Source organism: Psychromonas hadalis ATCC BAA-638 (assembly GCF_000420245.1).
GTDB classification, from domain to species: domain Bacteria; phylum Pseudomonadota; class Gammaproteobacteria; order Enterobacterales; family Psychromonadaceae; genus Psychromonas; species Psychromonas hadalis.
Map to the genome: position 1 here is coordinate 1 of NZ_ATUO01000001.1, position 11,911 is coordinate 11,911.

General features: G+C 39.6%; 8 protein-coding genes. 7 read left to right on the plus strand and 1 reads right to left on the minus strand.

The annotated features are described in order from the left end of the window. Positions 1–249: 249 nt before the first annotated feature. Positions 250–1,653, minus strand: coding sequence for a methyl-accepting chemotaxis protein (locus tag G322_RS0100005; protein WP_022652370.1), 1,404 nt, complete (start codon positions 1,651–1,653; stop codon positions 250–252). 1,000 nt (positions 1,654–2,653) lie between these two features. On the opposite strand from G322_RS0100005, the gene iscX reads away from it, so the two are divergent. The 7 genes from iscX to G322_RS0100045 all read left to right on the plus strand — a co-directional run bounded on the left by iscX (position 2,654) and on the right by G322_RS0100045 (position 11,910). After that, complete coding sequence (iscX, locus tag G322_RS0100015; RefSeq protein ID WP_022939755.1) at positions 2,654–2,851, plus strand: Fe-S cluster assembly protein IscX; 198 nt, start codon at positions 2,654–2,656, stop codon at positions 2,849–2,851. Positions 2,852–2,915: 64 nt separating this feature from the next. Further along, positions 2,916–4,208: an aminopeptidase PepB gene (pepB, locus tag G322_RS0100020; protein WP_022939756.1), complete on the plus strand. Its 1,293-nt coding sequence runs from the start codon at positions 2,916–2,918 to the stop codon at positions 4,206–4,208. A 113-nt stretch (positions 4,209–4,321) separates the two neighbouring features. Then, the gene (gene rlmKL, locus G322_RS0100025) at positions 4,322–6,676 is read left to right on the plus strand and encodes a bifunctional 23S rRNA (guanine(2069)-N(7))-methyltransferase RlmK/23S rRNA (guanine(2445)-N(2))-methyltransferase RlmL (protein WP_022939757.1); all 2,355 of its coding nucleotides are present in this window, start codon (positions 4,322–4,324) and stop codon (positions 6,674–6,676) included. Beyond that, positions 6,669–6,905, plus strand: coding sequence for a glutaredoxin family protein (locus tag G322_RS0100030; protein ID WP_022939758.1), 237 nt, complete (start codon positions 6,669–6,671; stop codon positions 6,903–6,905). Before rlmKL ends, G322_RS0100030 begins: the two co-directional genes overlap by 8 nt. Before the next feature lie 153 nt (positions 6,906–7,058). Further along, the gene (gene uup / locus G322_RS0100035) at positions 7,059–8,957 is read left to right on the plus strand and encodes an ATP-binding cassette ATPase Uup (protein WP_022939759.1); all 1,899 of its coding nucleotides are present in this window, start codon (positions 7,059–7,061) and stop codon (positions 8,955–8,957) included. 6 nt (positions 8,958–8,963) lie between these two features. Then, complete coding sequence (locus G322_RS0100040; protein WP_022939760.1) at positions 8,964–10,775, plus strand: DUF3466 family protein; 1,812 nt, start codon at positions 8,964–8,966, stop codon at positions 10,773–10,775. Positions 10,776–10,947: 172 nt separating this feature from the next. Beyond that, the gene (locus tag G322_RS0100045; protein ID WP_022939761.1) at positions 10,948–11,910 is read left to right on the plus strand and encodes a PstS family phosphate ABC transporter substrate-binding protein; all 963 of its coding nucleotides are present in this window, start codon (positions 10,948–10,950) and stop codon (positions 11,908–11,910) included. The last annotated feature ends 1 nt before the right edge of the window (position 11,911 follow it).

Sequence of the window (11,911 nt, forward strand, 5' to 3'; positions counted from 1 at the left end):
CAAAAGCCCCCGGAAACACATTTCAGCAAAATAAACATTTGAAATGTATCCTCAACAGGAGCAGTGAACTCTACAATTTGGGTACAGACTTATACCAATCCGCCTAAGTAACTGATCGTTTTTACTGGTTTAAATGACTAATATCTGCGTTGCATTCAATCGCAATAGCCGGCTATTACTCAATCATGCGCCTTGACCTTAGTCATTTACCCTGCGTAAAACCTGATCATTATATTAAGCGGAATGGTATTATACTGTTAAATCTTTCATTAAGTCTTCAAGCACATCAGCCTGCATATTAAGCTGCTGTACCTCTGTAGCCGACTGAGTGATCATTTCAGCAACTAAACTCGATTGACTACGTACCTGCTCGACATCGGAAGCGATGTTATCAGCTACCGCTCCCTGCTCTTCTGCGGAGGCCGCAATTTCAATGCTACGATCAGCAATGTATTGATTTTTCTCTGCTATTTTCTGAATGTCACTATTAACAGTATTCATATGTTGTTCACTCAATTCAGAATTATTGACGGTTTGGTGCATTACCTTCATTAATCCTTGGCTATTGCCTTGTAGTGACTCAATCATCTTTTTGATCTCCACCGTAGCTTGTTGCGTTCTACCCGCCAACGTACGCACTTCATCGGCGACAACAGCGAAACCACGACCTTGCTCACCAGCCCGCGCAGCTTCGATGGCTGCATTTAATGCCAGTAAATTTGTTTGTTCAGAGATAGAGTTAATGGTCGTCACTACATTGTCAATTTGCGCAGCATCGTTATCCAGTTTTGCTACAGCATCTGCGGCTGAATTGATTTCAGAGGCTAATTGCTTTATCGCATCAAGTGTTTGATCGACATGTGTCAGACTCTCAGTTGTTGTTTGCATTGCCTCGCTAGTCTGGATAGAAGTGTTGTGCGCGTGACGAGCCACTTCACGGATTGAGCTGGCCATCTGTTCGGTTGCACTGGCTAAAGAATCTATACGTTCTTGCTGTTGGCGAGATAACGCTTCATTCTCGTTACTACGTTGACGCAACTGTGCGCTAATTTGCTTGATCAATGCGATAGCTTCCTGCGTTGCTTTTACCAGCTGTTGTTCGCGAACAGAAACACGATCAATCGTTTGTGCTATTAGATTAAATTCATTTCGGGCTGGCGCATAACCAATACGAGAAGCCAGGTCGCCATCGGCAAGACGGTGTAATGCATCATAAATATTAAATAATGCTCCGCCCATAAAGGTCATAATGTAATAAAGGGATAATGAGATGAGTAAGCATGATGCGATGATAATGCTGATATGAGCAATACTAAGTTTACTGAGTAAGCTTGGCTGCACTTGAGTTGTTAAACTGTAGTTAGCATCCTTTACCTCAGTTGTATTAACGCCCTTTGACCCCACCTGAATACTGCTGTTAGCAAGGATACGCGTAACATCGTTTTCAGACAGGTCTGATTGCGATATCAAGTTAGAAATCGTATTCATGTTCTGCAGTAACAACTGTTCTTGTTGCTGCTGAGAAGCATTTATTAGCGCTAAACTGACCATGATGATCGCGAGAAGTGGCATAAAAAAGAGGAATAAAAAATTTTCTTTAATTTTTACATTTACCAAATATTGATCAATCCAACGAAATGCGACTTCTTTCATTATTTTTACTTCCTTATTAATGCCATTATTAATGACTCCATTTTCAAGTGGAGTCTATTGTTATATTCACAACTATCAATACAGGAACAGATCAATTATTTTGAGCTTGTATTGATAGTTTGGTTGTAAAATTATTTTGTATTTTGATTCTTTTCCCGTCCACAACGGTCAAAGAGATCCAAATATTTTCATAATTACATGCAAGCTTTAGCCCTCACAGTGAGAGAACCCAGTGGCAGTCTCGATAAAATCAACTTCATTTCCGCTTTTTTATTTTACGGAAGAGCCTTGGCACTTAAACATAAACACAATAAATTTAAATTAGTTTATTTTAATAATCCAATAAAAAGTGTGAGCCATAGCAAGGGAATAATATGAAAAGCAACTTCTGTAATAGTGCTAACAAAAAGTGTTGTTTTTTCTCTTTGCATGGCGTTATATAGAGAATGTTTAATTTGTAAATAATCTCTGATTAACAAGTAAATATTCTTCAAAGAAAGCCGACACCTGACTTGGTAATCGTTTATGAGTTAATTATTCTTTAGGCATAAATATTATATACCCGTTATCATTCAATGTGCAAAGTTCAGCAAGTATTGAAGTTTAAGTGGCGATGATTTTTGCACGATATCGATTATTAAAAAGCAAAGAAAAAACAGTTTAATCTTGATTTATAAGGAGTGACTATATATGTCCCCGATTAGTTTCTAAAGGAATTGATTGAGCAAGAAAAACGCAAATGGAAAGTAAGGCTCGCTCCAAATTGGTCTGTTGACCTATGGAAAGGTTTGGATTATTCTAACATAGCAACAAGGTAAACCCTCTGCCACAATAACTAAACATTCTACTGAATGAGCTCGACGAACTATAATCAAAACAGACGTAAAATCCTCACCTATAAGTGCTTGCCATTCGTGGGTAGTTAATTATTCAATGCTAACCTTGCTAGCAAAACAGAGGCGTTTTACCTTCATCATTGCACAACGATAGGGAAAATAACATGACCTTAAAATGGATAGACTCTTTAGAAGTAGCATTAGCTTTAATCGACAAATACCCTAAACAAGATCCTGTATTGCTTCATTTTACTGAGTTACGTGAATGGATTTTAGCGCTCGATGAGTTTGATGATGATCCTAAACATTGCAGTGAACGTATTTTAGAAGCAATCCAGCAGTGTTGGATTGAAGAGTTATAAAACAGATTATTTAAGATAAACGCAAGCCTTAGCTTGCATTTTTGTTTATTAGAAAGGGAAAACAATGACTAACTTTTTTTTTGTATCACTGAGTTTTGAACCCGCTTCAGCAGTTTGGGGTGATAATGCGCTATTAAGTTTCGCTGAAGCACACGCGGTTATCCATCTGGATAAAAATAAAAATCTGTTTCGCCAAGTACAAACAGCTGCGCGCAAATTAGATGGTATGTCATTACAGAGTATTAAGTTACAAGGCGAAGCGTGGGATTGTGAGTTGCGCTGGGCATTTAGCCAAGGACTGTTTAACGCTAAAAAAGGGGCAAAACTGCATTTTGGTGAAATAGATGAAATACAATTACAAACGCTAACGTCTCGTAAATTGATTGTGGAATGGGTACGCAATACCATCAACCTCGGACCTGAGGCGCTTTCACCTGAATTGTTATGTGATAAATCGGCTGATTTAATTAAACATGTTTTACCTGATAATAATTTTATCCAATATCATATTATCAGTGGTGAACAACTCAATGAACAAGGTTTTCAAGGAACTTATCAAGTGGGTAAAGGCAGCGTTCGTGCCCCTGCAATGTTACAGCTTGACTATAATCCTACGGGTGATGAAAATGCGCCTGTTGAGTATGCACTAGTGGGTAAAGGGATCACTTTTGACTCTGGCGGTTACAGCTTAAAACCAAGTGCGGGGATGGCGGTGATGAAGAGTGATATGGGGGGGGCTGCCACTTTAGCAGGCGCATTAGCATTAGCGATTGTTAATGGTTTAGATAAACGTGTGAAGCTCTATCTTTGTTGTGCTGAAAACTTAGTGAGTGGTAATGCTTTTAAATTAGGAGATGTGATCACCTATAAAAATGGGGTGACGGCGGAAGTATTAAACAGCGATGCAGAAGGGCGTTTAGTATTGGCCGATGGATTGCTTGCCGCGCAGCAAGATAACCCTAAAAAAATCATCGATGCAGCTACATTAACAGGCTCTGCCAAAATGGCAGTAGGACGTGATTATAACTGCGTGTTAACCATGGATGACCAATTCGCACAATTGGCCAGTGACAGCGCCAAACAAAGTCATGAGATGTTATGGCGTTTGCCTTTTGAAGATTTTCACTTACAACAAATTAGCTCTTCCTTTGCAGATATTGCCAATATCCACAGTGGTGAAGGCATGGCGGGCGCATCTACGGCTGCTGCTTTTTTAGCTAAATTTGTAAAAACACCCGAAAAAAACTGGTTACACTTTGACCTCTCAGGCAGTTATCAAATAGGTGAAAATGGTTTATGGGCTGCTGGTGGCAAGGGTCATGGTGTGATGATGATCAGCGAGATATTACTCGCTTAAACGGTTAAATTTTATCTCAATGAAAAACACGGTTTTACCGTGTTTTTTTGTGTATAATGCCTCCCATTTATTTTCCGAAATAATTTACCTAAATTCAGAGAGCCAACGCCATTATGCAAACGATTCAAAGTTACTTCATCCCAACCGCTAAAGGTTTAGCCCCACTGCTTGAAGCAGAGCTAAGAGAGATGGGTATTGAAACCCCCAAACAGATGAGTGGCGGTGTTAGCTTCGAGGGATCATTAGAGCAAGGTTATCAAGTCTGTTTATGGTCACGCTTTGCGTCACGCGTATTACTTAAACTCAGTGAATTCAAAGTGATTACCACGTTGGATCTTTATCTGGGGTGTAGCAATATCCCATGGGAAGAACATTTTGATATTAACAGCACATTTTCAGTCGATTTTTCAGGGGCTAACGATGAAATTCGTAATACCCAGTTTGGCGCACTGAAAATTAAAGATGCCATTGTTGATAGATTCCGAAAAAAGTTTGATGAACAGCGTCCTAATGTTGAAAAACGCGATTCAGATATCCGTTTTAATGGCCGTTTATGGAAAGATAAAGTTTCTATCTATCTGGACTTGTCAGGATCTCCATTACATCTTCGTGGCTATCGTACTATTGCCGGTGAAGCGCCTTTGCGTGAAACATTAGCTGCAGGTATTGTGAAACGCAGTGGTTGGAAAGGTGAAGCCTTGCTTGATCCTATGTGTGGTTCGGGTACGTTAATTATTGAAGCAGCAATGATGGCACTGAATATTGCACCGGGTTCAATGCGTTCTCGTTTTGGTTTTGAAAAGTGGAAAAAGCATGATGATGAATGCTGGAAAGCCTTAAAAACATCGGCACAGGTTTATGGTAAACGTGCTGTTAAAGATTGCACTGAAAAATTCTTTGCTTCTGATTTGAGTCAAGAGATGATTCGTATCGCCAAGCAAAATGCACAGCGTGCAGGTGTAGCAGAGCTAATTGAATTTTCTGTTCAAGATGCGAAAAAAGTGTTGCCTGCACCAGAATTAGAGACAGGGTTACTTATCTCAAACCCACCATACGGTGAGCGTTTAGGTGGTTTCAGCGATACCATTACGCTTTACACTGAATTAGGCGCTCATTTTAAAGATGCCTTTGCAGGTTGGAACTTATCGATGTTTGCGATGGACACTGAACTATTAAGCTGTTTAGGCATGCGCGCAGGTAAAAGCTTTAAATTCTTCAATGGTCCTATTGAATGTGTGCTTAAAAACTACCGCATATCTCCTAAGCGTAATGTTGAAGCCGTGCTAGCGCCTGTTGTTGAGAGCAGTAACGATAAAGTCTACAAAGATAACAACGAAGATAAATATGCAAAGCGTAGTCAAAAACACAGTGAGAATACTGAAAAAGTTGAGGCAATAAACCCGTGGACTATGGGTAGAGGTGAAGAGGGGCAAGGTGATGAAGCTGAAAATGTTGATAGCTTTGAAATGGGCCAAGAAACAGAATCTGAAATTGTTTTCAAAGAAGCTCAACAAATTAAACCTGCTATTTATAGTGAAGCATTTGCCAACCGTTTAACTAAAAACCTTAAGAAAATAGAAAAGTGGGCAAAACGTGAAAACGTTGAATGTTACCGCATGTATGATGCTGATTTGCCAGAATATAACGTAGCGATTGACCGTTACGGTGAATATATCATTATTCAAGAGTACCGTGCACCTAAAGAGATTGAGCTTGGTAAAGTGCGTCGTCGTTTCTTAGATGTTGTTTCAACCGTGCGTTACATGCTTAATATTAGCGATGATAAACTGGTTATTAAAGTGCGTGAACGCCAAAAAGGGCGCAAGCAGTATGAGAGACTCGATGCAAAAAAACAATCCCTTATTATGCATGAAGGACAAGCCAAACTGATTGTTAATCTGCAAGATTACTTAGACACAGGTTTGTTTCTTGATCATCGTCCTATCCGTTTACAAATTGCAAAAATGGCGCAAGGCAAAGATTTCTTAAACCTATTTTGTTATACCGCAACGGCGTCAGTACATGCCGCTTTAGGTGGCGCAAAATCAACCACCAGTGTGGATATGTCCAACACCTATTTAGCATGGGGTGAGAAAAACTTTGCTGAAAATGGTATTAAAGGTAAGCATCAGTTTATTCAACAAGATTGTATTAAATGGTTACAACATGCACATGAAATGTATGATCTGATTTTTATTGACCCTCCTACGTTTTCAAATTCAAAACGGATGAAAGAGATCTTCGATGTACAAGACGATCACGTGAGTTTGTTAACCGATGCGAGTAAACGTCTGAATGACGGGGGAGAGATCATCTTCTCTAATAACAAACGTAACTTTAAATTAGATGTTGAAGCAATTAAAGCACTGGGTTTCTATATCAAAGATATCTCTAAAGCCTCTATTCCAGAGGACTTTAAACGTAATCAAAAAATCCATCAATGCTTTATTTTAACCAAGCATGACTAATCGTTTAAGGTTTTATTATACCGATGGCTGTCATCTTTGTGATGACGCTTTGGTGTTATTAGCGCAACTCAATCTGACTTTTGTGAAAGTTGATATTGTTGAAAAACAGGCTTTGATTGCGTTATATGGCACACTTATTCCCGTTGTAGAAAATGAATCTGGATCAACGTTAAATTGGCCTTTTTCGCTACAACAATTACAAAATTTTATATCTAACCAAAAAGGTTAGATGTTTACTTAAATAAAATAAATGCTCAGGGCTAAGCCATTTACGCTTAATTCAAGGCGGAAAAGCGCCAGTTTAGTTTTTTAAATGAGCCTTTTTCAACGCAGAAGTTAGCTTAAATGGCGACGAGCTGAATAATTTATAAAAGAGAATTTAATGGCTTTATTAACATTACATAATGCAGAGCTTGCTTTTGGCGAGCATCCTCTGTTAAACAAAACCAACTTAGTGATCGAACCCAATGAACGTGTTTGTTTAGTGGGTCGTAATGGCGCAGGAAAATCAACGCTCTTAAAAGTATTAGATGGCCGTATTCAGCTTGATGATGGCTCACTGCTTATCAATACTGATGTTAAAATTGCGCGTCTTGAGCAAGATCCACCGAGTGCAAACACTATGACCGCTTACGATTTTGTGGCCTCTGGCATGGATGAAGTAGGAGACGTTTTAAAAGCCTATCATCATCAACTAATTGTGATTGAAACCGATTGCAGCGAAAAACAGCTTAATAAATTAGCACACTGGCAAGAGAAATTAGACCAGCTTGATGGTTGGCAGTTAGACAGTAAAATCAATCAAATCTTAGACCGTTTAGCTATCTCTCCTGATGTTTGTTTAAACGAACTGTCGGGTGGTTGGTTGCGCAAAGTGGCACTGGCGAAAGCGCTAGTGAACGATCCTGATTTACTGCTTTTAGATGAGCCGACTAACCATTTAGACGTAGGTACCATTGAATGGCTTGAGCAGTTTTTATTAAGCTTTAAAGGCTCTATTATTTTTATCAGCCATGATAGAGAGTTTATCCGCCGTTTATCGACCCGTGTTATCGATATTGACCGTGGTAATTTAAGTTCTTGGCCGGGTGGTTACGATGAATACCTTATCGCTAAAGAGGAAGCGTTACGTGTTGAGGAGGAGCAAAATTCTGAGTTTGACCGTAAATTAGCGATTGAAGAGAAGTGGATCCGCCAAGGTATTAAAGCGCGTCGTACTCGTAATGAGGGGCGTGTACGCGTGCTAAAAGCATTGCGTAATGAGCGTGCTGCTCGTCAAAACGTGCAGGGTAAAGCTAAAATCAATATCGATGTATCGAATCGCTCAGGTAAAATCATCTTTGAAGCTGAGAATGTCTCGTACAGTTATGGTGATCTGTGTATCGTAAAAGATTTCACTACCACAATTATGCGTGGTGATAAAATAGCCTTTATCGGTCGTAATGGTTGTGGCAAAAGTACGATGTTAAAACTATTTTTAGACCAAATTCAACCTGATTCAGGTGTCCTGAAATGTGGTACTAAATTAGAAGTGGCTTACTTTGACCAATACCGCGATACCTTGGATCCTGAAAAATCGGTAATGGATAATTTAGCAGAGGGCAGGCAAGAGGTTGAAATAAATGGTCAGAAACGCCATGTTTTAGGTTATTTGCAAGACTTTTTATTCCACCCTGTGCGCGCAAGAACACCTGTTAAAGCACTCTCTGGTGGTGAAAAGAATCGTCTTTTACTGGCCAAAATTTTCTTAAAACCCAATAACTTATTGATTCTTGATGAACCAACCAACGATCTTGATGTCGAAACGCTGGAGTTATTAGAAGAGTTATTAGCAAATTATAAAGGCACATTGTTATTAGTGAGTCATGATCGTAGTTTTGTTGATAATACTGTCACCCATACTTGGTTCTTTGATGGCAACGGCAATATCGAGCAGTTTGTTGGTGGTTTTACAGACGCTGCCCGTCATAAAGCACAAAGTGAAGCACCTGTTGCTGTTGAGAAAAAAGAGAAAGTAGTTGTTAAAGAAAAATTGACTAACAAAGCCACCAAAAAATTATCTTACAAGATGCAACTTGAGTTAGATGCACTACCAAGAGAACTGGAACAGTTAGAAGAGAAAGTTGAAGCACTACAATTGATGATCAATACGCCTGAGTTCTTTACTAAAGATAAAAAAGATGCGGATAAATTCCTCGCTGAGCTTGCGGAAAAAGAACAAAAACTAGACACCGCATTTGAGCGTTGGGAACATTTAGAAGAGTTACAAAACGGAGAATAACGTTAGATGAAATTTAAAGTAACGGTTGCCTCATTGGCACTATTAATGGCAAACAGTGTTTACGCACAAAATTTGCCCTATTACACGGTTGAAGAGATCGGTGTTACTGCTGATGGCGCGTTGTATGGGCCTTTTCCTGTGGCGATGGCAACGTCAGAGGATGAGGCGCTTATCGCGACCTATTCGATGAAAGCGTCATTATCGACAAATATTGATATTGGTCTACCGTTCACTTTTAATCGTGAGTGTCAGTACGATGATGAACTTTGTGAATTGGAATTTGAGGGCAGTGAAACAGCAGGACAACATAGCTACGAAAATGCTTATCAAGCCTGGCGTAATGCACAGTCGTATGTGGCGAAATACGGTCATCGTTATACAAGTTATATGTTTGGTAATGTCGGCGATACATCTATACAACCCTTTGATTCAGGAGAGGGAAATACAGATGTAAAAGTGACTGATGTTTATATCAGTGATAGTGAAGAAAAGTTTGTGATTGGTTACTCCTCTGCGCCTTATAACACTGGAAAACGTGATTTTGTTCGCCGTGCATTTATTCAATCGTTAGATGGAAGTCTGGTAACACAATTGTTACCGACACCTTTTACCGCTGATAATGGAAAATATAATGACAATGGTGGCTTTAGTAGCGCTTACAAAATTACAAAATTAAAAAATGGAAAGGTATTAGTGATTGGTCATGCGAGTGTCTCTTATCCTCGTGATAACGTAGATTATTTTAATGACTGTTATAAGAGTGATGAAGATGATGAACGTTACAACATTAATGAACTTGTACGTTGCCCTGGGTTTGATACCCAAGCGTGGACTTGGGATGTGACGGATATTGTTAATGGGAACACGAGTGATAAAGAGTTGACAGGCACCGCATTAGCATCAAATTGGCTAGATAACCGTGGTGGCAATGCAACTTTTAGTGCCAATGCGTTTGATATTAATCGCACGGGTATCGCTGTCGGCGCTTCTACTTTTGAATTTCACAATAATGATGAGGGGGCACGTCAACGCGCTATTATAATGCCACTTGTTAATGGAAAGTATGGAGAGCCTGTTGAGATAAAAGCTGTCACCAATGATATTGAAGATCAAGAAGATTGGATCTACAACACCTGGGCATTAACTATTTCAGAAGCGGGTATTATTACCGGCAATCGTGAGTATGAAGCGGCCAAAGGGCGTAACAAAGCAACTGAGTTTTTTGTTTATAACAATAAAACGGGCGCAATTAGCTTTCCGCTGAAAGATAAAAAAGTAGCCACTAAAAAACAAAGTCTTGAAAGTGGGAGTCAAACTATTAGTAAAAGTGGCGCCAATAGCCGCGTTTATGCTGCCAATAAAGATAATTGGATGGTTGGTGCAGTGGATGACTTTGATCAAGTTGATCCCGTTTATTATGGTAGCCCACGTAGCCAAACTGCATTTTTGTTTGATAACAGTACAAATCAAGCGTGGTTGATGAACGATCTGATTTGTAAACGTATTGATGGTGTGGTTGTACAAGATGAGTTAATTCGCATTCGTAGTGCGCGTGTTATTAGTGATTCAGGTGTTGTACTTGCAGAAGGATTTAGATACCCAAATGCAGAGGATTACAAAATCAAAATTAATGGTAAACAGGTTGCTTTTAAATTAACCCCTAATCCTGCGGTATCATCACCAAACGATAGCCCTAACTGTTGGGAATCATCACTGCTTAAAAGTAATGAAGAGCCTTATGAACGTCAAGGTGGTGCAACATTGTGGTTATGGATTTTTGCTTTGCCACTGCTCTTTATCCGCCGTTTTAAACGGTAAATAGAGTAAGTTTTGCTATTAAGGCCTATTAATATTTTGTTGATAGGCCTTTTTTTTCAAATTAATTTCAGCTGTCATTAAAGTGTCACAGAAAGTGTGCATATTAGTCACATCACCAAGAGGAAGACCTCTTACCCTTTACTTAATAAAATAAATATCTATCGGAGCAAGAATGAAACTTAAAAAATTAGTAACCGCGATGGCACTTAGCGCATCATTATTTGCAGTTGCAACTCCTGTGGCAGCTAGCTCACTACCAAGTTATGAAAAAGTAAGTGGCATCTCAGGAAACCTTTCTTCGGTTGGCTCTGATACGCTTGCAAACATGATGACCTTTTGGGCGGAAGAGTTTCAACATAATTACCCAAATATCAACATCCAAATTCAAGCCGCTGGCTCTTCAACGGCGCCACCTGCGTTAACGGAAGGTACTTCTCAGTTTGGCCCAATGAGTCGTAAAATGAAATCTAAAGAGATTGAAGCGTTTGAAAAACGTTACGGTTACAAACCAACGGTCGTACGTGTTGCTATTGATGCGCTTGCCGTGTTTGTAAATAAAGACAATCCAATCAAAGGGTTAACCATTAAACAAGTCGATGCAATTTTCTCTGCAACACAAAAATGTGGTAATGACAAAAATGCAACACGTTGGGCGGATGTGGGTCTAACAGGCGGTTGGGCTGCCAAAGATATTCAACTTTTTGGTCGTAACTCAGTATCGGGTACGTATGGTTATTTCAAGAAAAAAGCACTGTGTAAAGGTGATTTTAAAAATACTGTGAACGAGCAACCGGGCTCAGCGTCAGTGGTACAGTCTGTTGCTTCTTCGCTGAACTCAATCGGTTACTCTGGTATCGGTTATAAAGTTGCAGGTGTGAAAGCGGTTGCACTGTCTAAAAAAGGCGGTCCATTTGTTGAAGCAACAATGGAAAACGCGCTCACCGGTAAATACCCGTTATCACGCTTTTTATATGTTTACGTGAACAAGCACCCAAACAAACCTCTTTCTCCACTACAAGCTGAATTTTTACGCATGGTATTGTCTCAGCAGGGGCAAGCGATTGTTAAAAAAGATGGTTACATTCCATTGCCAACGAAAGTGGCGCTGAAAGAACTGGCTAAATTGGGTCTTTAAC